We start from the raw sequence: 24542 nt of genomic DNA, 5'->3' as shown, positions 1-24542 counted from the left end.
AAGTCTTTCGCATAGAGTTGATTAACCGCCCAAACACCGGCGAAGTCCGGCAAGGTGAGGGCGACGATGCGATAAAAGCGGCAAGAGGTTGCCATGGCCCAGATGGTTCTCCCCCAAACTCCCTCGCCCGGGACTCAAAAGGATTCCGGCCCGTCGAAATCCGGAGCCAGCCGGGATCCGGCTGACAGAAAAAACGATTTTGAATCTGTCTCCCAGGCAGAGCAGAAGCGTTTGGACCGCCAGAGAGCGGATCGCAACGCCGATGCAAAGTCTGCTGATGAAACCCGGTCTGCCCGTGACGATGCGTCGGATACAAAACCCGATGCCAATGCCAGCGCAAAGTCTGGCGAGAAGCCTGATGCGGCCTCCGGTAGCGACTCCCGGGAATCCAGTGACGTGCCCGTTGCCAGCGATGAAGCCGGAGCAGAGCCCACCGCACTGCCACTGACCTTTGCCGAGTTACAGTCATTACTGGGGCCGCAGGCTGGCCGTTCCGGTGAAGCCGTCGTTTCGGTGAGCGGCGCTGGAACCGGCGCCAGTGTGTCGGCTGGCGGGACGGGGCAGGCAACTGCGGTTGCCGGCATGTTTAATGGCGTTCTCTCGTCCGTGTCCGGTCAGAAGGGGCAGACCTCGGCCGGTGCCGTCACTGGCGATGCCACATTGACAGATGTTATGAAAGCGTCGGTACTCACCGATTCGGGTCGGAATCCGGATTCGGGCTCGCTGATGGGGTCTGGCCGATTCCAGTCAGCCATGGATCTTGTCTCCCAGCAGGTGGCCAATAACGCGAATGGCGCAGCCAAGCTGGCAGGCGAGAACGCTGCGCCCCTGCGAGGTTATGCCACGTCGATCGACGTGCCGGTCGGCCACGCTGAATGGGGCGACAAACTGGTCGGCAAGCTCAGCTGGTTGACCGCCCGCAATATGTCGGTTGCTGAAATCCACCTGACTCCGCCGGACATGGGGCCCATGGAGGTCAAGGTTAGGGTGCAGAACGAGCAGGCGAACATTACTGTCCATTCTGCGAATCCGGTGGTCCGGGATCAGTTGGAACTTCACTCCCATCGGCTCCGAGACATGCTGGGTGAGCAGGGGTTGTCACTGGCAGGCTTTGATGTGTCTGACTCGCCCAGGCAGCAGACCGGCGAACAGGGAACCGGAGGCGGTGACGGCTCCGAGGCAGATTCGACGTCCCTCGTCGCTGGCGATCATGAAGATGACAATGCCAATACCGGTAGCCTTGATCTGAGCTGGAAAGGCGAAGTGGACATCTTCGCCTGACACTCCTGAAAATTCCCCCCCAATCTCTTTTGCCCATCCTTCCCGGCAACGCTAAACTGCTGTTCTGAACGGGAAGGTTGGGTGTTCTGGCCCGTCCTTTGCATCTTATCCTGAAAAGTCACGGAAAACGCTCCGTCTGACGGATTTCTGGCAAATCGAAGACTATGGCTGAAAATAACGAATCTGAAGCGGCGCCCGCCAAGAAAGGAAAACTGAAGCTGATCATCATGCTGGTTGTGGTGGTCATTCTGGCGATTGTACTGTCCGTGGTGGGCACCCTCTGGTTTCTCGGTGATGGCTTGCCGGGTATGGGTGGCGACGACGGTGAGTCGGAAGAGGTTGCAGAGGAAACCTTCATTCCCAGTAGCTATCACCAGATCGACAAAGCCATCGTTACCACGGTTCAGGCGGAGGGTCGCCAGCGCTACGCCCAGGTTTATCTGGCGCTCGAGTCAACAGATCAGCAGGCGCTGGAAGCTGCCAAATTGCATATGCCCTTGATTCGAAGCCAGTTGGTCACGGTTCTTGGAAGCAGCGACTTCAATGAATTGCAGACGCCCGAGGGGCGGAGCAGCCTGGCCGACCGGATGCTGACTACGGTGAATCAGGTGCTGGAGCAGGAAGGCGAGCCCGCGATCAAACGGGTGTTATTCAGAAATTTCGTCGTGCAATAGCGCACGGGCCAAGGTACTTCAGGGGCAGGACTACGTATGCAGGACTTGTTGTCACAGGATGAAATCGATGCCCTCCTCCACGGGGTGGACGACGGTGACATTGACACCTATGAAGAGACTGACGATACCGGCATAAAGTCCTACGACCTTGCCAGTCAGGACCGCATTGTCCGGGGCCGGATGCCGACCCTGGAAATGATCAACGAGCGCTTTGCCCGCTATACCCGGATCAGCCTCTTCAACTTGATGCGTCGTAACGCCGATGTCTCGACTGGCGGCGTTCAGATCATGAAGTTTGGCGAATACATCCACACCCTCTACGTGCCCACCAGTCTCAACCTGTGCAAGGTACGCCCGTTGCGCGGCACGTCGCTCTTCGTGCTGGATGCCAAGCTGGTCTTCAAACTGGTGGACAATTTCTTCGGTGGGGAAGGGCGCCACGCCAAGATCGAGGGTCGCGAGTTCACCCCGACCGAGACCCGCATTGTCCAGATGGTTCTGGACCAGGTGTTTCATGACATGAAGGAAGCCTGGCATGCGGTCCTCAAGGTGGACTTCGAGTACCTGAGCTCCGAGGTCAACCCGGCCATGGCCAACATCGTCAGCCCCAGTGAGGTGGTTGTCGTCAGCACGTTCCATATTGAGCTCGATGGCGGCGGTGGTGAGCTGCACTTTGCCTTGCCCTATTCCATGATCGAGCCCATTCGTGATGTGCTGGATGCCGGGGTCCAGAGTGATATCGACGATGTGGATGAGCGCTGGGTGAATGCGCTTCAGGAAGACATCAAAGAGGTAAACGTACCGATCAACACCACGGTCTGTCGCCGTCGGATCTCGTTGCGGGACATTGCCAAGATGAAAGCCGGCGACATCATCCCGGTTGAGATCCCCGAGCATTTGACGGTCACCGCCAACGGAATCCCGGTCTACAAGGCGACTCTGGGAACCCGTGACGGGAAACTGGCGCTTCGAATTCACGAACGGGCATCTGTGCCCAAGGTAAAGAAACAACTGAAGGTGGGACGCAATGGCTGACGACGACAAGAAAGACGAGCAGGAACTCAGCGAAGACGAAAAGCTGGCTGCCGAGTGGGAAGCCGCCATGGAAGAGTCCGGTGACGAAGGCGAACGTGAGGACGAGTGGGCCGCTGCCATGGCCGAGGCCGGCGAGACCGGTGGCGACGAAGACGACGTTCAGACTGCGCCCATGGAAGAATTTGATGCCGGAAGCGAACCTGCTCAGGGTGGTGGCCCGGCTCCGGATATCGACGTTATCCTCGACATACCGGTCACTATCTCCATGGAAGTCGGCAACACCCAGATCCCGATACGGAACCTGCTACAGCTGAACCAGGGGTCGGTTATCGAGCTGGACCGGCTGGCGGGTGAACCTCTGGACGTATTGGTCAACGGTACGCTGATTGCCCACGGCGAGGTGGTCATGGTGAATGAAAAGTTCGGCATCCGTCTCACCGATGTGATCAGCCCGGGCGAACGCATCAAGCGGTTGCAGAAATAACATGTGGGCCAGACTGACTGCGGCACTGGCGCTGCTGGTAATCCATCCGGTTGTTGCCCAGGAAACGGCAAAGACGGCCGCGCCCGACTCTCCGGTGCGAGCCCCGGATACGCTCGGTACCATCGTCAGCCTCGGGCTGGGTCTGGTGGCCGTTGTGGCAGTCATCTATGGCTGCGCCTGGATCATCCGGCGGATGAACGGCATGACCGGCATGAACAACAACGCCATCAAGGTGGTTTCGGTGATGGCTATAGGGGCCCGGGAGCGTATTGCCCTGATTGAAGTGGGCGGCCAGCAGATCCTGTTGGGCATTACGCCATCGGCAATCCGAACCCTCCATGTGTTTGATGAGCCGGTTGTCGAGGCCGGCAGCGCCGGTTCCAGCGATTTTGCCCGCCGCCTGCAGGGCATGATCGGCAAATCCTGGACCTCCCCGACAAGGAACGATTAGCCCCATGCTTGCCGCAACCATCAAGCGACTGCTGCCTTCCCTGATTTTATTGGCAGGCTTTTTCTGGGCACCTCTGGCGTTCGCCCAGGAACCCTCCGGCATCCCCGGTATACCGGCGTTTACCGTGACCCCGGGAGAAGGCGAGGGCGCGCAGGAATACTCGGTCACCCTGCAGATCCTTGCGCTGATGACCGCGCTGACGTTCCTGCCGGCCATGCTCATGATGATGACTTCGTTTACCCGCATCATCGTTGTGTTTGCCATCCTGCGCCAGGCCATCGGCCTGCAGTCCACGCCCTCGAACCAGATTCTCCTGGGACTGGCCCTGTTCCTCAGCATCTTCATCATGAAACCGGTGCTGGAAGAGGCCAATCGGGTGGCATTACAACCCTATATGCAGGAAGAGGTGACGTCCCTGGAGGCAGTGGAACTGGCCAGCCAGCCGTTCCGGAAATTCATGCTGGAGCAGACCCGGGAGAGTGACCTGGCCCTGTTCATGCGAATCTCGGACGTACAATACGATACCCCCGAGGACGTGTCCTTCTGGATACTGATGCCGGCATTCGTGACCAGTGAGCTCAAAACCGCGTTCCAGATCGGGTTTATCCTGTTTATCCCGTTCCTGATTATCGACATGGTGGTGGCCAGTGTTCTCATGGCCATGGGTATGATGATGCTGTCGCCGATCATCATCTCCCTGCCGTTCAAGATCATGCTGTTTGTGTTGGTGGACGGTTGGGCCCTGATCATGGGCACCCTCGCCGCCAGCTACGGAATATAGGAGGCGCCATGACTCCGGAAACCGTTATCGACATCCTGCGCGAAGCCCTCTGGATGATTGTTCTCCTTGCTTCGATCATCATCGGACCGGGTCTGGTGATTGGCCTTGTGGTCAGTACCTTTCAGGCGGCAACGCAGATCAACGAACAGACCCTGAGCTTCCTGCCCCGCCTGCTGGTCACGCTGATCGTTATCATCGTGTGGGGCCCCTGGATGCTGACGCAGCTGCTGGACCACGCCAACCGGCTGTTCGGTAACATTCCCTACCTGATCGGCTGACGGATGATACCGGCGGAAATCAGCGCGGACGTTATCGGCCAATGGGTCGGCCAGCACATCTGGCCACTGTTCCGCCTGGCCAGCTTCCTGATGGTGATCCCCATCTTCGGTACCCAGCTGGTACCCGCGCGTGTACGCCTCGGGCTGGCGCTTTTGATGACCATCCTGATCGCACCCATGATTCCGCCCGTTCCGCAGGTGGAAGCACTCAGCGCCGATGCTGTGGTCATTACCCTTCAGCAGATCCTGATCGGCGTCGGCATGGGCTTCGCGCTCACGGCGCTCTGGCAACTCTTCGTCATCGCCGGCCAGATGATCGCCATGCAGATGGGCCTGGGCTTCGCTTCCATGGTGGATCCGGCCAACGGCGTGAACGTGCCCGTCCTGTCCCAGATCTATACCATTACTATCACCCTGTTGTTCCTGGCCATGAATGGACATCTGGTGGCTTTCGAAGTCTTTATCGAAAGCTTCCGGACCCTGCCCATCGGCATGGAAGGGTTGGGCCAGACAGGCGTCTGGGAACTGGCCCATCGGATCAGCTGGATGTTCGCCTCCGCCATGCTCCTGGCGCTGCCGGCGGTTACCGCCGTGCTGATCGTCAACATCTCCTTCGGCGTCATGACCCGCGCTGCTCCCCAGATGAACATCTTTGCTCTCGGTTTTCCGATTGGCCTGATTTTTGGATTGTTTGCCATATGGGTGCTGCACGCCAATTTTCTGCCGCACTTTGATCAGTACACCCGGGAGACCTTTGAATTCATGCGGGGACTGCAAGGGCAGCCGTAGAGACGTATGGCCGAAGAAGACGATAACAGTCAGGAAAAAACGGAAGAGGCCACCCCCCGACGGCTCGAAAAAGCCAAGGAGGAGGGCCAGACTGCGCGTTCCAAAGAGCTGGCCACCATGGCCGTGCTCCTTGCCGGCGCCGGCGGCATGCTCATTTTTGGCGCCAGCCTGGGGGCCTCGCTGGAAGCCATCATGCGCGACAGCTTCGTGATCGAGCGGTCCGCCATCTTTGACATGCGGCACATGAGCGTCCAGCTCATCGAATCTTCCAAGGAAGCCGCTTGGGCCCTCTCGCCGATTCTGGTACTACTTCTTATTGCCGCCATCTTCGGCTCAATCGGAATTGGCGGTCTGCTGATCAGCGGCAAGGCCGTGGCCCCGAAACTCAATCGTATGGACCCCATCAAGGGCCTGGGGCGCATGTTCTCAATGCGCTCTCTGATCGAGCTGGTCAAGGCCATTGCAAAAGTCGGCCTTGTCATGGCTTTGGCCATCCTTATCCTGGACCTGCGCACCGAAGACCTGTTGTCCATCGCGGAGGAGCCGGTGGTGCCGGCCATGGAACACGTACTCTGGACCATCGCCTGGAGCTTCTTCCTCCTGGCTTGCGCCACCATCGTCATCGCGACCATCGACGTACCCTTCCAGATCTACGATCACCAGAAAAAACTGCGGATGACCAAGCAGGAAGTGAAGGACGAGTACAAGGACACCGAGGGTAAACCGGAGGTGAAAGGTAAAATCCGGCAACTCCAGCGGGAAATGGCCCAGCGCCGCATGATGCAGGATGTGCCGACCGCAGACGTGGTAATCACCAACCCGACTCACTATGCCGTGGCGCTGAAGTACGATCAGAAGGCGATGGCTGCGCCGATTGTAGTGGCCAAGGGGGCCGATGAGGTGGCCTTCAAGATCATGGAAATTGCCCGCGAGAACAAAGTCGAGATTCTGAGAACACCGCCGCTGACCCGAGCGGTTTACCACAACACGGATATCGGCGAGGAAATTCCCGATGGCCTCTACATGGCGATCGCCCAGGTGCTCGCCTATGTGTTCCAGCTCCGACAGTTCCGCAAGGGGCGTGGGCCCAAGCCCGGTATGCCTGATTTCCCGATTCCCTCTGATTTGCGGCGGGACGCCTAGATTGGAGTTCGATTTCGGTAAGTAGCCTGCGAGTTTCTGTGCTGGCGGTTTGTCGGGTGGGCCTCCCAAAAACCGCTACGAGCACATCCATGTGCGCTTGGCGTCGGCCATCCCTGGCCGCCGACATTTTTGGGAGGCCCACCCGACAACCCGCTTCTGAGCCATTCGATATCGCATTTAAAGCCAGAATCGTAATTCTACTCTGAAGAGTTTTTTTGTGGCGTTATCTGATTCGTTAGACAAGTGGTGGTGGAAGGCCTTTCCAGGACTGTCTGTGGCCATGGATGGCCACAGCCAAGCGCACATGGATGTGCTCGTAGCGTGTCCTGGAAAGGCCTTCCACCACCACGCTCCGTCAAAATTGGCAGGCTACAAAATCCCAGAGAGTTCGATTCAACAACCAGCCTCAATAACCCGAACCATCGGCTCCCCACGACTTTCAGGAATCGGCAGCGTCCCATACCAGGATCGCGGATCGTGCACTGTTGCGGAGGCAAACCCGCAGGACAGAAAATACTCCCGGGCCTGATCGTCGGTCTTGAAGTGGAACGAAACCTCGCTGCGGGTAACGGCCCCGAGAACGCCGCCGAGTAATTTGAGAGTGGTGTTCAGTACAGGCTGGCTCGGCTGGTAGTAGCTTTCGGAAAGGTAAACCGAACCCGGGCGTTTGGCCATGGCGGCGGCGAGTCTGCGCCAGAACAAGGTGATGGTTTCCAGGGAAAAATAGCTGGTCAGGCCTTCGGTGACGATGATTACCGGCTCGTTGTTCTCGAATACCCGGTCGATTACTTTTTCCAGTTGATACTCGCCGTGATCCGCGAGGATATCGATGGGCGTGACCTGGTGATGGTCGCCGAGGCGGCCCGTGGCCATCAGGCGGAGCGCCTTGCGGGCGGCCATGTCGGGCAGGTCGGCTTCGACCATGTGGAGCAGGGGATGTTTCTGGCGTAACCGGATGCCCCGGGGAGACATGCCACAGGCGATTTCCAGGACCTGGGTGATGCCCTTTTCTTTGATGGCCTGGTCGATCAGGTGGTCGATGATCAGATGGCGTTGCAGGAGGAAGGTGCGGAGGTTGCCACCGATGGCCGCCTTGCTGGCTGCCTCGAAGGGTGTCATCAGGCGGTATAGCCAGCGGCCTTTTTCCGTTGCCAGGGTATCGTCAGAAAGCCCGTACCGGTGCCAGACGGCACCGGTATAGAGGGCAGTGAAGCTGATGCCGGAGCTGTCAGTCGGCTTTCTGCTCATAGACGGCTTTGCCCCATGCCTCGCGGCTGCCTGGGAGGATCAGGTTCAGGATGATGGCCGCTACCGCACAAAGCGCGATGCCTTCCAGGTGCCCCAGCACCATCCCGCCGATACCGAATACCAGGGTGACCCCGACGATCACCAGATTGCGAGACTGTGACAGGTCCACCTGGTGACGGATCAGCGTGTTAAGGCCAACCACGGCAATGGAGCCGAACAGCAGGCACAGAATGCCGCCCATAACGGGGACCGGGATGGTCTGCAGCGCCGCGCCGAACTTGCCAACAAAGGCCAGAACGATGGCTACGCCGGCCGCCCACCACATGACTTTCGGGTTGAAGTTCTTGGTCAGCATGACCGCGCCGGTGACTTCAGAGTAGGTGGTGTTGGGTGGTCCACCGAGCATGGAAGCAGCACTGGTGGCCAGGCCGTCACCCAGGAGGGTGCGGTGGAGGCCCGGCTTTTCCAGATAGTTCTTGCGGGTCACGTTGCCGATGGCCAGCACGTCGCCAATGTGTTCGATGGCCGGGGCGATGGCCACCGGAATCATGAACAGCACGGCGCCCCAGCTGAACTCGGGCGCAACGAAGTTGGGAACGGCAAACCAGGCGGCTTCTTTGATGGGCGTAGTATCTACGATGCCTGCAAACGCGGAGAGGATGTAGCCGGTGATCACGCCGAACATGATGGGAATCAGTCGGAAGATGCCTTTGGCCCAGACCGACATGATGATGGTTACGGCCAGGGAAATCATCGCGATCCAGATAGCGGTGTCGTAGGGGATCAGCTGGTTGGCGCCGTCACCCGTACGGCCGGAGGCCATGTGAACTGCAACCGGTGCCAGGCCGAGACCGATGGTCATGATCACGGGGCCGATGACCACTGGTGGCAGCAGGCGGCGGACAAAGCCGGTGCCCCGCATCCGAACCAGGCCACTCAGGAAGATGTAGAGAATACCTGCGGCCATCAGGCCGCCCAGGGTTTCTTCCATGCCAAACCGGCCTTTGGAGGCGATTACGGGAGCAATAAAGGCGAAGGAGGACGCCAGGAAAATCGGGATCTGCCCGCCGGTCACCACGTGAAATATCAGGGTGCCCAGACCGGCGGTGAACAGGGCCACGTTGGGATCCAGGCCGGTTATCAATGGCATCAGCACCAGGGCACCGAAGGCCACCAGCAGCATTTGTGAGCCGGCAATGGCCTGTTTCCAGACCGGGTCGTTGGTATGATCCTGCATGCTTAAACGTCCTTCTGCTTGGTGCCGAAGATCTTGTCGCCGGCATCGCCGAGACCCGGAAGGATATAACCTTTCTCGTTCAGGCGTTCATCAACGGAGGCCGTGTAGATCGACACGTCCGGATGGGCCTCGAGGACTTTCTTGACGCCCTCGGGCGCGGCTACCAGAACCAGGGCCCTGATCTCGGTGCTGCCGGCTTTCTTGAGCAGGTCGATGGTGGAAATCATGGAGCCGCCGGTAGCGAGCATGGGATCGACGATCATGGCCATTCGCTGATCCAGCTCACCCACCAGTTTTTCCAGGTAGGTGCTGGCCTCGAGTGTTTCCTCGTTGCGGATCTGGCCGACAACACTGACCCGGGCAACAGGAATGAGGCTCAGAACACCGTCGAGCATGCCAAGCCCGGCCCGGAGGATCGGAACGATGGTGACTTTCTTGCCGTGAATCTGTTCCACATTCACTGGGCCGGCCCAGCCTTCGATGGTTTTTTCCTGCAGGTTAAAGTCCTTGGTGGCCTCGTAGGTCAGAAGTGCACCAACTTCCTGTGCCAGCTCCCGGAAATTCTTGGTGCTGATATCCGCACGGCGCATGATGCCGAGCTTGTGGCGGATCAGAGGGTGTTTTACCTCGTGGATTGGCATGGGGTCACCTGTGTGTCTGGTTGGGGTTTTAGCGTCGCAATTAAATGGCGCAAGGATACCGCATCTGGCAAGGCGAGTCAGGCCGCAAATGGCCGGTTCGCGGAAATCCACTAAGGGCTGGTACGGATCTTGCGATAACTCTTCCAAACGACGCCGCCGCGTCAGATTTTCGACCTTTGAAACGCCTGCAGGCACGGCCAATCGGAGAAGTATCCGGCATGGACAGAGCTTTAGTCCTCAATAACGTCAAAACCCTGACGCGGGGAAATCTGGGCATTCCCATCATGCTGATGGGCTTGCTCGGTATGATGATTCTGCCCATGCCGGCGTTTTTGCTGGACGTGTTCTTCACGTTCAACATCACCCTGTCGATTGTCATTCTGCTGGTCTGTGTCTACGCCCTTCGGCCCATGGAGTTTGCCTCTTTCCCCACGGTACTGCTGGTGGCCACGCTGCTGCGTCTGGCCCTGAACGTGGCGTCCACCCGGATCGTTCTGTTGAACGGCCACGAGGGCGGCGACGCGGCCGGTAAGGTGATCGAATCCTTCGGTGCGGTACTCATCGGAGGCAACTACGCCGTGGGTCTGGTGGTCTTTGCGATCCTGATGATCATTAACTTCCTGGTGGTCACCAAGGGCGCCGGCCGGGTCTCCGAAGTGAGTGCCCGTTTCACCCTGGATGCCATGCCCGGCAAACAGATGGCCATTGATGCGGATCTCAACGCCGGCCTGATCAATCAGGACGAAGCCAAGCATCGCCGGGCCGAGATTGCCCAGGAGGCGGATTTCTATGGTTCCATGGACGGTGCGTCCAAGTTCGTTAAAGGCGATGCCATTGCCGGCTTGCTCATTCTTGCCATTAACATCGTCGGCGGGATCGCCATCGGTATGCTCCAGCATGGCCTGGATTTCGGGCTGGCCATGGAGCGCTATGCGCTATTGACCATTGGTGACGACCTGGTGGCACAGATTCCCTCGCTGCTGCTGTCCACGTCTGCGGCGATCATGGTAACGCGGGTTACTTCCAGCCAGGACATGGGCGGCCAGATCCTGCAGCAGATGTTCAGTGCACCGAAGGCACTGTCCATTGCCGCTGGAATCCTGATTATCCTCGGCCTGATTCCCGGCATGCCTCACGTGGCCTTCCTCGGTCTGGGTGCGCTGGCGGGCGGCGCTGCCTGGTATATCTGGAAACACCAGAGGCAGACTGTCGAGGAGGGCGCCTTCCCGGCCAGGGGCGCTGGCGGCGCGGCACCACGACCGGCGGGGCGGGATCTGCCGCCGGGCGGAGACGCGGGTGGCGATCAGGCACGTCAGCTGCCGGCACCCGGAGAGACCAAAGAGCTGGGTTGGGACGATGTGTCCACCGTCGATATCGTCGGTCTGGAAGTCGGGTACCGGCTGATTCCGCTGGTCGATAAATCCCAGGGCGGTCAGTTGCTCAGTCGCATCAAGGGCGTTCGCAAAAAACTGTCCCAGGATCTGGGTTTCCTGATGCCTTCGGTTCATATTCGCGACAATCTGGACCTGATGCCCAACGTCTATCGCATCACCCTGATGGGCGTAACCATCGCCGAGGCGGAGATTCACCCGGACCGGGAGCTGGCCATCGACCCCGGCCAGGTATTTGGAAAGGTTGAAGGGATTGAAGGAAAGGATCCGGCGTTCGGTCTTGATGCCTGTTGGATCGAGCCCGATAAGAAAGACCAGGCACAGACCCTTGGTTATACCGTGGTCGATGCCAGTACCGTGGTTGCCACCCATCTGAACCAGGTGTTGCAGAAACACGCCCACGAACTGCTGGGCCACGAGGAAGTCCAGAAGTGGCTGGATCAGCTTGAGAAGATTTCTCCGAAGCTGGCCGAAGAGCTGGTACCCACCACCGTTTCCATCAGCCTGCTCCTGAAGGTCTTGCAGAACCTGCTGAAGGAGGAAGTGCCGATCCGGGATATGCGGTCCATTGCCGAGGCCATCGTGAATGTTCATCCGAAGAGTCAGGATCCCAAGCTGCTGACCACGGTAGCCCGGCAGTCCCTGCGCCGGATGATTGTCCAGAGCATCTGCGGCAACGAATCAGAGATACCGGTGATCACCCTGGATCCGGACTTGGAACAGTTATTGCTGAAGTCTGTTCAGCAGAGTCAACAATCCGGCGGTCAGGAAGACATTGGCCTGGTTCTGGAGCCGAATATGGTTGAGAAGCTCCAGCGATCGCTTCAGGAGAGCGTCCAGCGCCAGGAAATGCTTGGCAAACCGGCCATTCTGCTGGTGTCCGGGCCACTGCGGCCGGTCCTGGCGAAGTTTGCCAGCTATGGGGTAGAGCGACTGCACGTGCTCTCGTACCAGGAAATTCCGGATAACAAACAGATTACGATCGTGGCGTCCGTTGGCCAGTAACGGCGCGGATGACAGAGCGGACAGCGCCGGCACGGCGTTGCCGGTGGAGGAAGAGGCATCATGAAAGTAAAACGGTTTTTTGCTCAGACCATGGCAGAGGCGCTGAAACAGGTCAGTGAACAGATGGGGCCGGATGCCGTGATTCTTTCCAACCGTCGGGTCGACGGTGGTGTCGAAATCGTGACGGCGCTGGACTATGACGAAAACATGGCGCGCCAGCGCCTGGGCAACCAGGCCGAAGAAGCCACCAACGGATCCCGCCTGGCAGAAATGCAGGCTGACCAGCATCGTCGTCTCGAGGATGAATTGAGCCGATCCCGTGACCGCATCCGTGAAGTCAGGGAAAAGCGTGCCTCCCAGGGAGCCGGCTACTCAGGTCCGTCGTTTGTTGCTGTTCAGGAAACGGTCGGCGGCGATTTCGGTGATAGTGTGGCTGAGCCCCAGGCGCCGAAGGATGTCTATTCTGATGAACTCGCACAGATGCGTGCCGAGATCAGCTCCCTCAGGGATATGATGCAGGGTGGTCGCTCGCAGCCGGACTCTGTGGTTTCGACAAACACGGCTGTTCAGCAAAGGCTGGCCGAGCGCCTGCAGGAATTCGGCCTGGGCAGCGAGCTGGCAGGGTCAATTTCCCGTCGCCATAAGGCAGGGCGACTGGAAGATGGTTGGAAGCAGTCCCTGAAAATGCTGTGCACCGGCGTCCGGACCTCTCGCATGGAGTGGCTTGATGAGGGGGGCGCCTATGCGCTGGTGGGTCCTACCGGTTCCGGCAAGACCACCACGATTGGAAAGCTGGCGGCGCGGTATGTGCTCAAGCATGGCTCCGACTCCCTGGCTCTGGTCACCACCGATCGATACCGGGTGGCGGCGCACGAGCAGTTGTTCGTGTTCGGTCGTATCCTGAATGTGCCGGTTCGGGTGGTGGATGAGACTCACAGCCTGGACGATATTCTGGACGAGCTGTCAGACCGTCACCTGGTTCTGATTGATACTGCCGGGCTGACAAGTTCGGATAAAGGTTATCAGGAACAGCTGGCCGAACTGGCTCGCAGCCATCACAATGTCAAAACGCATCTGGTCGTCTCGGCAACCAGTCAGCCGCGCATCATGAAATCCGTCTGGCATTGCTATAAGATGGCAAATCTTGCGGGCTGTGTGATGACCAAGATCGATGAGGCCCTCACATTGGGTGAGTCCCTCGGTTTTGTCATGGAAACCGGTCTGCCGGTAGCCTACTACACAGACGGGCAGAAGATTCCTGAAGATCTGCACCACGCAGAAGCTGTTCCGCTGGTGCGGCTGGCCGTGGATCGGCTTAAAACACTCCAGCAACAGCAGGCGGTCGCAGAGGGCCTGAAAGAGCACGCCTGAGACCGGACAGATTGACAGCAGGCGTCGGAAACGCACCGGCGAAACGTGGCAAGAGACAAAAAACAGTATGAGCAGAGCACATCCGGTACAGGTGATTGCAGTTTCCGGCGGTAAAGGTGGAGTCGGCAAGAGTAACGTGTCGGTCAACCTCGGAATTGCCCTGGCGCAGAAAGGCCGGAGAGTGGTGCTGCTCGACGCCGATCTTGGGCTCGCCAACATCGACGTATTGCTGGGCATCACCGCCAACCGTAACCTTCAGGATGTTCTGGCAGGCGACTGTGACCTCAAGGACGTTCTGGTAAATGGTCCCGGCGGCATAAAGATCGTTCCTGCCTCGTCAGGTACCCAGCGGATGACCCAGCTCAGTCCCATGGAGCATGCCGGGCTTATTAATGCGTTCAGCGAGCTGGGGGATCAGATCGATGTCCTGATCGTCGACACCGCCGCCGGTATCTCCGAATCGGTGGTCAGCTTTCTCAGGGCGTCCCAGGAGTTACTGTTGGTTGTGTGTGACGAACCCACGTCCATCACCGATGCCTACGCCCTGATCAAGCTGATGAACCGGGATTATGGAACCAATCGTTTCCGCATTCTTGCCAACCAGGTGCGGAATGAGCAGGAAGGCCGGCATCTGTTCGAAAAACTGACTCGGGTCACCGAGCGCTTCCTCGATGTGGCACTACAATATGTCGGTATAGTCCCCTACGATGAGGCAGTGAAGAAAGCAGTCCAGAGACAGAGGGCAGTGCTGGATGCCTATCCCAGAGCGAAAGCCTCCCTGGCCATCAAGTCTCTGGCCGACAAGGTAGACAGCTGGCCGTTGCCGTCCTCACCCCGTGGACATCTGGAATTCTTTGTGGAGCGGCTCGTCGAAGTCTGAATCGGATCCAGTCAAACAAGAAACCGGATACATGACATTGGCGAAAAACCTCGGAATCTATAACCAGTCCGGTGCGCAGAAAGCATCTCAGCTTGTTGAGCAACACGCGCCGCTGGTCAAGAAAATCGCCCTCCATTTGATGGCCCGCCTGCCGGCTTCCGTTCAGCTTGAAGATCTTATGCAGGCCGGCATGATTGGCCTGCTTGAGGCTGCCCAGCGATACAGTTCCACCAAAGGAGCCACCTTCGAGACCTACGCCGGTATCCGGATTCGTGGGGCGATGGTCGATGAAATCCGCAAGGGCGACTGGGTTCCCCGCTCCGTGCATCGAAACGCCCGTCGCATTTCCCAGGCCATCAAGGCTGTGGAAGACCGGCTTGGCCGGGAAGCCCAGGATCAGGAAGTGGCCGAGGAGCTGGGCATGGAGCTTGCGGAGTATCATTCCTATCTTTCCGATTCCAACAGTGGCCGACTTTTTAGCCTCGATGAGCTCAATGAATCCGGAGAGCTGCCGATAGAACAGACAGAGACGCAGGATAACCCTCTGGAGGGGTTGTCCTCCGATGCCTTCCGGCGGAGCCTGGCTGAGGCCATTGAAGACCTGCCGGAGCGGGAAAAACTGGTTCTGAGCCTTTATTACCAGGAAGAGCTGAACCTCAAGGAAATAGGCGCCGTGCTGGGCGTCAGCGAGAGCAGGGTCAGCCAGATTCACAGCCAGGCTGCCTTGCGCCTTCGGGGGCGGTTGTCGGATTGGCGCCAGGAACCGGACAGCTGATTGCGTTCAGTCTGTGTCTGCGAAGGGGCAGTCTGTAGTTTTTGGTAACCGATGCTTTACAACGGAAGCAAAGGTCTGACAATAAGCGGTTTAAACAGCGGCCTGCTAGACTTTGAACGCGAAGGTCAAACGAATTCCGGGTGTTACTAACTGGAGGTCCCATTGGACAAAAACATGAAAATCCTCATTGTGGATGATTTCTCCACAATGCGACGGATCATCAAAAACCTGCTGCGTGATCTGGGCTTCACCAACACCGATGAAGCAGACGATGGCAACACAGCCTTGCCGATGCTGAAGAGCGGCAAATACGACTTTCTGGTCACCGACTGGAACATGCCGGGCATGTCCGGGTTCGATCTTCTGAAGGCTGTCCGGGCTGACGAGAATCTGAAAACCCTGCCGGTATTGATGGTAACGGCTGAGGCGAAGCGCGACCAGATTGTTGCCGCGGCTCAGGCGGGCGTGAACGGCTACGTTGTCAAACCGTTCACTGCCGCTGTGCTCAAGGAAAAGATTGAGAAAATCTTTGAAAGAATCCAGTAACCAGAGGTCGGATGGCTCTCATGAGCGATAGCAAAAAGAACCATCGGGGCCTTGAGCCGGAGGTGACCGAAAAGCTCCAGCGGCAGGCAGCAGAGCTGGCAGAGAGTGTTGATGCCGGTGATTATGCCAAAGCCATGACCCTGATCAATGAACTCAGCGAGGTCAGGGATCAAAGTCTGTACCGCGAGGTAGGGCGATTGACCCGGAGCCTGCACGAAGCCATCCGGAACTTCCAGATTGACCCCCGGAACGCGGAACAGCAGGAAGCGCTGTCGAAGATGACAGACGCCTCCGATCGCCTCGAATACGTTGTGCAGATGACCGGCGAAGCGGCCAACCGCACCATGGACCTGGTTGAGGAAACCATGCCGGTGGCCAACGCGTTTCGTGAAGAAGCGGCCTCCTTGCGGGACGAATGGCAACGTCTGCGTCGTCGGGAGATGCAGCCGGCGGAGTTCCGGGAACTGTACGGCCGTATTGATCGCTTTTTTGTCAGCACAGCCAGCGACGCTGACACCATGTACAACAATCTTTCGGAAATTCTGCTTGCTCAGGATTATCAGGGATTTGACACCGCCCTTAAGCACCGCCCTGGTGATGAGGAGCAGCTCTGCGATTGAGAGGGAAGTCAGACCGGGCCCAGATCAAGGCCGATGAGCGTGAAGATGTAGTTTCGGGACAGGATGACGTTGACGACCTGTTGTCCAGTCTCGGTTTCTGAACAAAGAGGGTAACGCATGGCGTTTGATGCTGATGAAGAGATTTTGCAGGACTTCCTGGTAGAAGCCGGTGAAATTCTCGAAAAGCTGTCAGAGCAGTTGGTAGATCTTGAGCAACATCCTGACGACAGTGATCTGCTCAACGCCATTTTCCGTGGCTTTCACACCGTTAAAGGCGGCGCGGGCTTCCTTCAGCTTGAAGCGCTGGTAAATTGCTGCCACTCCGCCGAGAACGTTTTCGATACCCTGCGCAATCACAAGCGTAAGGTGGACTCCGAACTGATGGACGTGGTTCTGGAGGCCCTGGATAACGTTAATGCCATGTTTGAAGAGGTTCGCAATCACGAGGAACCAACACCGGCTCCGGACGAACTGATTGCCCGCCTCGATGCCCTGGCCCTGCCAGAGGGTGAGGGAGCGCCTGTCGCCGACCCTCAGCCGGAACACGAAGAGAATGAACCGTCGGAGGATGGCGGCGACATCACCGACGACGAATTCGAACGGCTTCTGGATGCCTTGCAGGACGAAAAGAGCGAAGAACAGGCACCGGCTTCAGACTCCGGAGCGTCTTCCGGTGACCGGGAGGGTTCCGGAGATGACGAGATAACCGACGACGAGTTCGAGGCGCTGCTCGACCAGCTGCACGGAAAAGGGCAGTTTGCCGGCGCACCTGCGGGCGAGGACGATGCTGTCAGCAAAGAAGAAAAGCCGGCGGCCAAGGCAGAAGGCGGTGGCAGCGACGATCTGATCACCGACGACGAATTCGAAAAACTGCTGGACGATCTCCATGGCAAGGGTGGAAGCCCGACTGCCGGCGGAGAGTCCTCCACTCCGAAAAAGCCCGCGGGTGCGAAGGAGCCTTCAGCGCCGAAAGAGCCGTCAGCGCCGAAAGAGCCCTCAGCGCCCAAAGAGCCAGCCAAGCCAAAAGCAGAGGCACCGAAGCCCGGGAAGCCGGAGACCAAAGGCGCTGCCACCCCTGCGATGCCCGCCCGCGAACACGCGCCCTCGGCTGAAACAACGGTGCGTGTTGACACCAAGCGTCTCGACGACATCATGAACATGGTGGGTGAACTGGTGCTGGTGCGTAACCGCTTGCAGCGTCTGGGCGCGGAAAGCGAAGACGAACACATGCACAAAGCCGTGTCCAACCTGGATGTGGTCACCACCGACCTCCAGTCTGCCGTCATGCAGACCCGTATGCAGCCGATCAAGAAGGTGTTCGGCCGGTTCCCCCGGGTTGTGCGTGACCTGGCCCGGAACCTCAAGAAAGAGGTCAACCTGGTGATGCACGGTGAAGACACCGATCTGGACAAGAATCTGGTCGAAGCGCTGTCTGATCCGCTGGTTCACCTGGTGCGAAACTCGGTCGATCACGGGATCGAAGCCCCGGAAGTGCGCGAGAAAGCAGGTAAGCCACGCCAGGGTACGGTAACCCTGTCTGCCGAACAGGAGGGGGATCATATCCTGCTGTTCATCGAGGATGATGGCGCCGGTATGGATCCGGAAGTGCTCCGTCGCAAGGCCGTCGAGAAGGGGATTTACGATCAGGATGCCGCGGATCGTCTGACCGATTCCGAGTGCTTTAACCTGATTTTCGCAGCCGGTTTTTCCACGAAGGAGCAGATCTCGGACGTCTCCGGTCGTGGCGTCGGCATGGATGTGGTCAAAACCAAGATAGGGCAACTCAATGGCCAGTTGAGCATTGAATCGCAACTGGGCAAGGGTTCCCGGATTGTCATCAAGGTTCCGTTGACCCTGGCCATCATGCCCACACTCATGATCATGTTGGGTGACCAATCGTTCGCGCTGCCGTTGGTGAATGTGGTCGAGATCTTCCACCTGGACCTGACCAAGACCAATATCGTCGACGGACGAGAGTGTATTGTGGTCCGGGAAAAGGTGTTCCCGCTGTTTCACATCAAACGATGGCTGGTGCGTGATGGTACTTCCCAGGAAGTGCCGGAAAACGCCCATGTGGTCATCGTGGCCATGGGGACCAAACAGGTCGGTTTTGTGGTCGACCAGTTGGTGGGGCAGGAAGAGGTGGTGATCAAGCCCCTCGGTCGAGCCCTCCAGGGTACGCCGGGAATGGCCGGCGCCACCATTACCGGCGACGGCAGGATCGCGCTGATCATTGATGTGCCAAGCCTGTTGCAACACTACGGCTAAGCCGGGCTTTCAGGTGACTGCGGCCATAGAAGGCCGCAGAACGTTGGATTGGGTAGGAGAAGTGGATGACAGTTTCTGTCCTGGTCGTTGACGATTCAGGGTTTTTTCGCAAACGGCTGACGGAAATCCTGACCAGCTCCGGCCAGATCAAGGTGGTTGGGGCTGCAACCAACGGCCGGGAAGGAGTGGAGCTGGCCGAAAAGCTGCGTCCCGATGTAATCACCATGGATTACGAAATGCCGGTGATGGATGGCATCTCCGCCGTGCGCGAAATCATGCGCAAACATCCGATACCGGTACTCATGTTTTCTTCTCTCACCTACGAGGGCGCCCGGGTCACACTCGATGCCCTCGAGGCGGGTGCCGTCGATTTCCTGCCCAAGAACTTTGAAGAAATTGCCCGGGACAACAGTCAGCTCCAGAAAATCCTGATTGAGCGGATTCTGGACGTGGCCCGCAGCCGCCCCGGCAACCGCCCTGCTGCGCCGGCCCGCCCCGAACCGTCGGCGCCTGCCTCCCGCGCTCCGGCCACGCCGACCCGTCCTCGTGCGGAAGTCACGCCGCGCCAGCGGCCAGGCGCCCACAGCCCTGCGGCTGCGACTGAACCCGAGGCGCCGAGGCGTCCTACCCGTCGAGGCCCGGCGAAGCATTACGCTGTGGTTGGCATCGGCACCTCCACCGGTGGACCTGTTGCCCTGCAACGGGTGCTGACGGCGTTGCCCGCAACCTTTCCGGCTCCCATCGTGTTGGTACAGCACATGCCTGCCAGCTTCACGCCGGCTTTCGCTGAACGCCTGAACAAGCTCTGTCGGATTGAAGTCCGGCAGGCCGCGGATGGCGATGTGTTGCGGCCGGGACTTGCTCTGCTGGCACCGGGTGGCAAGCAGATGATGGTTGAGAACCGGGGTGGGCAGGCCAGGATCCGCATCCTACCCGGCGACGAGCGGCTCAACTACAAGCCCTGTGTCGACGTAACCTTCGGTTCCCTGGCCCGCAGTTTCCCGGGCAAGACGCTCGGCGTCATTCTTACCGGCATGGGCTCGGACGGCAAGGAAGGGTGCCGGATGATGAAGCAGAGCGGGTCGGACATCTGGTCCCAGGATGAAAAGTCATCGGTTATCTATGGCATGCCCATGGCCGTTGCCAAGGCAGGACTGACTGACGACGTGCTGTCCCTGGACGAAATCGGTCCGCGTCTGGTCGAAGGTGTCTGCTGATGGATATCCTGAGTTTGCTGGGGGTCATACTGGCCTTTGCCGCGATACTTGGAGGCAATCTGCTTGAAGGCGGTGCAGTAAGCTCCCTGTTTAATGGGCCGGCAGCCATCATCGTCATTGGGGGTACCCTGGCGGCCACTATCCTGCAGACCTCCTGGCCCATGCTCAAACGGGCCTTTGTACAGGTGCGCTGGGTGTTCGTCCCGCCGTTTATCAATCTCGAAGATGGCATTGGCAAGGTCATCGACTGGAGTGTCAAAGCGCGAAAGCAGGGATTGCTGGGTCTTGAAGGGCTTGCTGAGCGGGAACCTGAACCCTTCGCTCGCAAGGGGCTGCAACTGCTGGTGGACGGAGCGGAAACGGAAACCATCAGGGGCATCATGGAGGTGGATCTCGAGTCCCGGGAGCAGCGTGATCTGGAATCCGCCAAAGTGTTCGAGGCCATGGGCGGTTACTCGCCGACCATCGGCATCATCGGCGCGGTGATGGGGCTGATCCAGGTAATGACCAACCTCGAGGATCCACAGTCTCTGGGCAGCGGGATCGCGACCGCCTTTGTCGCCACTATTTACGGTGTGGCCCTGGCCAACCTCCTGTTTTTTCCAGTTGCCAACAAGATGCGTGGCATCGTGCGGGAACGGACCCGATATGAGGACATGATGATCGACGGTCTCATTGCCATCGCTGAAGGCGAAAACCCGAAATCCATCGAATTGCGGCTGCGGGGCTTCCTGCAGTAAGCATGCGCAGGCCAACTTATGCGGCGCCGTAGGCAACCCCAGGATGATCTGCACAACAAGGAGCGGTGGCTGATTTCCTATGCGGATTTCATCACGCTGCTGTTTGCCTTTTTCGTGGTGATGTACTCGGTATCATCTGTTAACGAAGGCAAGTACAAAGTCCTGTCGGAAACCCTGACCGGTGTGTTTAACGCGCCCCAGAGGTCCTTTCAGCCCATCGAGATTGGCGATCAGCCCCAACGATCATTGAACGCCCCTGCGGAAAACGTCATTCCGCCAGCAGTGACCGAAGCCACCCGTAATCCGGAAATGGACGCCCAGGCCCGAACGGAAGCGCTCCGGGCCATGGCCGACCAGCTGTCCATGGAATTCGATGAACTGATCAACCAGGGGGTCGTGTCACTCGAGACCAGTGACGAGTGGCTGGAGTTGAATCTGCCCAACAGTTTGTTGTTTGGCAGCGGTGACGCCGAGCCCCATTACGACGCGTTCGATGTTGTCGAGAAGATTGCCACCGTCCTGAATAACCGGGACAACGCGGTTAAAGTGGAAGGCTTCACTGATAACCAGCCGATCAGTACCTCGCGCTACCCCTCCAACTGGGAATTGTCTGCCGCCCGGGCCGCCTCGATGGTAAGGATGTTGGTGATGGAGGGCATCGAGCCGGAGCGTCTGGCGGCTGTGGGCTATGGCCAGTATCAGCCGGTTGCCCGGAATGACACGGAAGAGGGACGGCGCAGAAATCGGCGGGTGGTATTGCTGATTTCCCGTGACGCCAGTATCCGCGGCGCTATGCGCTGAATGGCATCGTCGGCAGATGCGTATAGAGCCATTGGCACGGTTCCTGTATTAATCCCCGTTAACAAAAAGGCGCCGGCAAGAGCTTGCCGGCACTCCCGAATGCAATTCGTTCAAGTTGCCCGGGGAGTGGCCGATAACCGGGCTGTGGATATCGTTAAAGTTCGGCCACACCGACGTGTTCTCTGGAGAATCGAAGCGTGCGAATCTGGGCAGTAGCGAATCAAAAAGGTGGTGTCGGTAAAACCACGAGTGTTGTCGCGCTGGGCGGCTTGCTTGCCGAGCGAGGCAAGCGTGTTCTCGTTGTAGACCTGGACCCACACGGCTCGCTCACCAGCTGGTTCGGGTATGACCCGGATACCATCGCCCACAGCGTTTTCGATCTGTTCCAGCATCAGGGTAAGGTGCCCGAGGGTCTTCCGGCCCAGCTGATTACCGAAACCAGCTGCAAGGCGCTGTCCCTGCTACCGGCAAGTGCGGCTCTGGCTACCCTTGAGCGCAGGATGATCGGGGTTGAGGGCATGGGGCTGATTATCTCCAGGGCCCTGGCCCAGCTCTGGGACGATTTCGACTATGTCTTGCTGGACAATACCCCCTCGCTCGGGGTTCTGATGGTCAACGCCCTTGCGGCGGCGCAGCATCTGATTATTCCCGTGCAAACCGAGTTTCTGGCCATCAAGGGCCTGGAGCGCATGCTGCATACTCTGAAGATGATCATGCGTTCCCAGAAAAACGAGCTGCCCTACACCATTGTGCCAACCCTGTTTGACCGCCGTACCCAGGCGTCGGTGAAGAGCCTTAATCTGCTCCGAAAAACCTACCGTGACTCCCTGTGGCAATTTGCCATTCCAGTGGACACCAAGTTCCGGGATGCCAGCCAGGGCGGTATCACGCCCTCTGCACTGGATGCGGAAACCCACGGTGTCCGGGCGTACAGTCACCTGCTGGACGACCTCATAAGTCGGGTGGGCACGGTCAAGGAGCGTCAGCATGGCTGACGATAAATTGACAAGGCTGGCGGATCCGGAAACCGCCATTGCCAGTTACCTTGACGAACTGCTGCATACGGCCACTGACACCGCACTTCGGGAGGAAACCGAGACGCCGGCGCCCGTGAAACCGGTGCGTGAAGAGCCCCGGGTAGCAACCCGACCGAGTCCAGCTCCGGCACCAACCGTCGAAAAACCGGCGGCGAGACCCGAGCCGCGGCGCCCGGCGCCCGAAAAGCCGGCAGAGCCAGCGAGGCCAGTGGTACGCCAGGCTCCGGAAGTGCCTGTGCCAAAGCAGAGAGGAGGTTCGGCCCGAGCCGGAGCCGGCTGCGCCACCATCGCGCCCCGAGTGGTCGGAGCAGCCCTTCGAGTGCCTGATATTCACGGTTGCCGGGCTGCAACTGGCGGTGCCTTTGATTCTTCTGGGCGCCATCCATCGTATTGAGGAAGAGATCCGGCCGATCCCGGGCAGTCCACGCTGGTACATGGGTATTCGCCCGGATCGGGACCAGAACCTGCGGGTTGTGGATTCCGCTGAATGGATCATGGCGGGGCGGGTACCCCCTGGCGCCCGTGATAACTATCGCTTCGTGATCCGGCTTGATAACAGTGAGTGGGGGCTGGCCTGTGACGACGTGGCCCAGTCTTTCACCCTCCGGCCCGACGAAGTGCGCTGGCGCAGCGCCCGCAGCAAACGGCCCTGGCTAGCCGGTACGGTGATTGACCATATGTGCGCACTGATTGATGTGCGCACCATGGCAGACTTGCTGGAGCGGGCGGAAAGAGAGCACCATCTGGATCTTAGTTGACGCAAACAACGGTTACTGAATGAAACCGAGCCGTGCTGGCACGGTTTGTGCCCTTAACTATAGTATTGGGCACTGATGATATTTTTTTGACGATCAGGTTGCCCGCCGGGCAGCCCAAGAGGAGAAACATCGCAATGGCATCCCCGAGCGGACAAACCAATCAGGCCCAGGACGATCAGGTACTGCAGTACGTTACCTTCCGGCTGGATGATGAGACCTACGGTCTGAATGTCATGCAGATCCAGGAAGTGCTGAGATACACGGAGATTGCTCCGGTTCCGGGAGCTCCGGATTACGTGCTCGGCATCATCAACCTCCGGGGTAACGTGGTTACGGTCATCGACACCCGCCGGCGTTTTGGCCTGGCGGATGCTGAAGTCACCGATGCCACCCGGATTGTGGTGATGGAATCGGCCAACCAGGTCATGGGCATTCTGGTGGATTCCGTGGCCGAGGTGGTGTACCTGAAAGCCAGCGAAATTGAGACCGCACCGAACGTGGGTAACGAGGAAAGTGCCAAGTTTATCCAGGGCGTGTGCAACAAGGATGGCGAACTGATCATTCTGGTCGAGTTCGACAAGATGCTGTCAGACCACGAGTGGGCTGAAATCGCGGCACTGTAATCCGGGGCAACCCGTTGCAGGCCTGAAGATGGATGCCTTCCGTGGCAATTAACGGGAGACATCCGTCATGTTTGCAGAAATTCCTTCGTATCTTCCCTGGGCGTTGACTGTTGCCGCCTTGTCGATGGTATTCGTGCAGGGCCTCGTGCTTGGGCGCCAGGTGCGTAGCCTCAAAGCGAACCTGAAAGAGCGGTGCGATACCCTTGGCAGGGAACTGCATGCGACCACCAGCGGCAGCATGGGTGTAGGGCAGCGGCTCGTCGCCTGTGAACGCCAGCTGCACGAGCTGCGGACCACACTCGATGAAATGCGCCAGAACGATCCGCTGCGAATCTCCTATGATGAAGCCTCTCGACTGGTTGATCTCGGCGCCGATATCGACGATCTTATGAACACGTGCGGAATTTCCCGTCCCGAGGCCGAGCTGGTGTCAGCACTCAGAAAACGTCAGGCGGCCTGATACCATGC

The 24542-nt window shown here is 58.7% G+C and carries 24 protein-coding genes and 2 pseudogenes; 23 read left to right on the top strand and 3 right to left on the bottom strand.

Annotation, left to right across the window (positions count from 1 at the left end; all coding sequences use genetic code 11):
* Positions 1-93 precede the first annotated feature (93 nt).
* From NUW46_RS12930 to flhB, 9 genes are all read left to right on the top strand, one after another.
* Positions 94-1281 (top strand): flagellar hook-length control protein FliK, encoded by a 1188-nt coding sequence (locus NUW46_RS12930; protein ID WP_418140265.1) that lies wholly within the window; start codon positions 94-96, stop codon positions 1279-1281.
* A gap of 164 nt (positions 1282-1445) precedes the next feature.
* Positions 1446-1955 (top strand): flagellar basal body-associated FliL family protein, encoded by a 510-nt coding sequence (locus NUW46_RS12925; RefSeq protein ID WP_418140264.1) that lies wholly within the window; start codon positions 1446-1448, stop codon positions 1953-1955.
* A 36-nt stretch (positions 1956-1991) separates the two neighbouring features.
* Positions 1992-2990 (top strand): flagellar motor switch protein FliM, encoded by a 999-nt coding sequence (gene fliM, locus NUW46_RS12920; protein WP_069183190.1) that lies wholly within the window; start codon positions 1992-1994, stop codon positions 2988-2990.
* Positions 2983-3474, top strand: a complete 492-nt coding sequence (gene fliN / locus NUW46_RS12915; protein ID WP_069183191.1) for a flagellar motor switch protein FliN — start codon at positions 2983-2985, stop codon at positions 3472-3474. The genes fliM and fliN overlap by 8 nt, the downstream gene beginning before the upstream one ends.
* Before the next feature lies 1 nt (position 3475).
* A complete protein-coding gene (gene fliO, locus NUW46_RS12910) occupies positions 3476-3925 on the top strand; it encodes a flagellar biosynthetic protein FliO (RefSeq protein ID WP_069183192.1) in 450 nt (149 codons plus the stop codon).
* Between the two features lie 4 nt (positions 3926-3929).
* Positions 3930-4706: a flagellar type III secretion system pore protein FliP gene (gene fliP / locus NUW46_RS12905; protein ID WP_136631518.1), complete on the top strand. Its 777-nt coding sequence runs from the start codon at positions 3930-3932 to the stop codon at positions 4704-4706.
* A gap of 8 nt (positions 4707-4714) precedes the next feature.
* On the top strand, positions 4715-4984 hold the full coding sequence (gene fliQ / locus NUW46_RS12900; protein ID WP_008173075.1) for a flagellar biosynthesis protein FliQ: 270 nt from the start codon (positions 4715-4717) through the stop codon (positions 4982-4984).
* 3 nt (positions 4985-4987) lie between these two features.
* Entirely contained in the window at positions 4988-5773 is a 786-nt protein-coding gene (gene fliR, locus NUW46_RS12895) for a flagellar biosynthetic protein FliR (RefSeq protein ID WP_069183194.1), read from the top strand.
* A gap of 6 nt (positions 5774-5779) precedes the next feature.
* Positions 5780-6916: a flagellar biosynthesis protein FlhB gene (flhB, locus tag NUW46_RS12890; protein ID WP_418140263.1), complete on the top strand. Its 1137-nt coding sequence runs from the start codon at positions 5780-5782 to the stop codon at positions 6914-6916.
* A 393-nt stretch (positions 6917-7309) separates the two neighbouring features.
* Here the strand turns inward: flhB and NUW46_RS12885 are convergent, their stop codons facing one another.
* The 3 genes from NUW46_RS12885 to upp are packed head-to-tail and all read right to left on the bottom strand — an operon-like array spanning position 7310 to position 10042.
* A complete protein-coding gene (locus tag NUW46_RS12885; protein ID WP_418140262.1) occupies positions 7310-8164 on the bottom strand; it encodes a class I SAM-dependent methyltransferase in 855 nt (284 codons plus the stop codon).
* Positions 8145-9401: a uracil-xanthine permease family protein gene (locus NUW46_RS12880; protein WP_069183197.1), complete on the bottom strand. Its 1257-nt coding sequence runs from the start codon at positions 9399-9401 to the stop codon at positions 8145-8147. Before NUW46_RS12880 ends, NUW46_RS12885 begins: the two co-directional genes overlap by 20 nt.
* Positions 9402-9403: 2 nt before the next feature.
* Positions 9404-10042: a uracil phosphoribosyltransferase gene (upp, locus tag NUW46_RS12875; RefSeq protein WP_069183198.1), complete on the bottom strand. Its 639-nt coding sequence runs from the start codon at positions 10040-10042 to the stop codon at positions 9404-9406.
* Positions 10043-10260: 218 nt separating this feature from the next.
* On the opposite strand from upp, the gene flhA reads away from it, so the two are divergent.
* The 14 genes and pseudogenes from flhA (at position 10261) to NUW46_RS12805 (ending at position 24534) form a co-directional block, all read left to right on the top strand.
* Positions 10261-12438, top strand: a complete 2178-nt coding sequence (gene flhA / locus NUW46_RS12870) for a flagellar biosynthesis protein FlhA (RefSeq protein ID WP_418140261.1) — start codon at positions 10261-10263, stop codon at positions 12436-12438.
* A 60-nt stretch (positions 12439-12498) separates the two neighbouring features.
* The gene (gene flhF, locus NUW46_RS12865; protein ID WP_418140260.1) at positions 12499-13809 is read left to right on the top strand and encodes a flagellar biosynthesis protein FlhF; all 1311 of its coding nucleotides are present in this window, start codon (positions 12499-12501) and stop codon (positions 13807-13809) included.
* 67 nt (positions 13810-13876) lie between these two features.
* Positions 13877-14689 carry a MinD/ParA family protein gene (locus NUW46_RS12860; RefSeq protein ID WP_069183201.1) on the top strand — a complete coding sequence of 271 codons (813 nt, stop codon included), beginning with the start codon at positions 13877-13879 and terminating at the stop codon, positions 14687-14689.
* A 31-nt stretch (positions 14690-14720) separates the two neighbouring features.
* Positions 14721-15464, top strand: coding sequence for an RNA polymerase sigma factor FliA (locus NUW46_RS12855; protein ID WP_069183202.1), 744 nt, complete (start codon positions 14721-14723; stop codon positions 15462-15464).
* 162 nt (positions 15465-15626) lie between these two features.
* Complete coding sequence (gene cheY, locus NUW46_RS12850) at positions 15627-16010, top strand: chemotaxis response regulator CheY (RefSeq protein ID WP_008173086.1); 384 nt, start codon at positions 15627-15629, stop codon at positions 16008-16010.
* 20 nt (positions 16011-16030) lie between these two features.
* Positions 16031-16731 (top strand): annotated as a pseudogene (locus NUW46_RS12845) (protein phosphatase CheZ).
* A 16-nt stretch (positions 16732-16747) separates the two neighbouring features.
* Positions 16748-18898, top strand: a complete 2151-nt coding sequence (locus NUW46_RS12840) for a chemotaxis protein CheW (protein ID WP_418140259.1) — start codon at positions 16748-16750, stop codon at positions 18896-18898.
* Between the two features lie 65 nt (positions 18899-18963).
* Positions 18964-20115: a protein-glutamate methylesterase/protein-glutamine glutaminase gene (locus NUW46_RS12835; protein WP_418140258.1), complete on the top strand. Its 1152-nt coding sequence runs from the start codon at positions 18964-18966 to the stop codon at positions 20113-20115.
* Complete coding sequence (locus NUW46_RS12830) at positions 20115-20855, top strand: flagellar motor protein (RefSeq protein ID WP_069183205.1); 741 nt, start codon at positions 20115-20117, stop codon at positions 20853-20855. Before NUW46_RS12835 ends, NUW46_RS12830 begins: the two co-directional genes overlap by 1 nt.
* A gap of 18 nt (positions 20856-20873) precedes the next feature.
* Positions 20874-21656 (top strand): flagellar motor protein MotD, encoded by a 783-nt coding sequence (motD, locus tag NUW46_RS12825; RefSeq protein WP_418140257.1) that lies wholly within the window; start codon positions 20874-20876, stop codon positions 21654-21656.
* Between the two features lie 197 nt (positions 21657-21853).
* A complete protein-coding gene (locus tag NUW46_RS12820; protein WP_418140256.1) occupies positions 21854-22651 on the top strand; it encodes a ParA family protein in 798 nt (265 codons plus the stop codon).
* Positions 22644-23451, top strand: a pseudogene (locus NUW46_RS12815) (chemotaxis protein CheW). Before NUW46_RS12820 ends, NUW46_RS12815 begins: the two are co-directional and overlap by 8 nt.
* A 134-nt stretch (positions 23452-23585) precedes the next feature.
* Entirely contained in the window at positions 23586-24074 is a 489-nt protein-coding gene (locus tag NUW46_RS12810) for a chemotaxis protein CheW (RefSeq protein ID WP_008173094.1), read from the top strand.
* Between the two features lie 67 nt (positions 24075-24141).
* Positions 24142-24534: a DUF2802 domain-containing protein gene (locus NUW46_RS12805; RefSeq protein WP_305966830.1), complete on the top strand. Its 393-nt coding sequence runs from the start codon at positions 24142-24144 to the stop codon at positions 24532-24534.
* The last annotated feature ends 8 nt before the right edge of the window (positions 24535-24542 follow it).

It is taken from the genome of Marinobacter sp. MA (assembly GCF_048298425.1).
GTDB classification, from domain to species: domain Bacteria; phylum Pseudomonadota; class Gammaproteobacteria; order Pseudomonadales; family Oleiphilaceae; genus Marinobacter; species Marinobacter salsuginis.
This window is presented reverse-complemented; position numbering and strand designations above follow the sequence as displayed.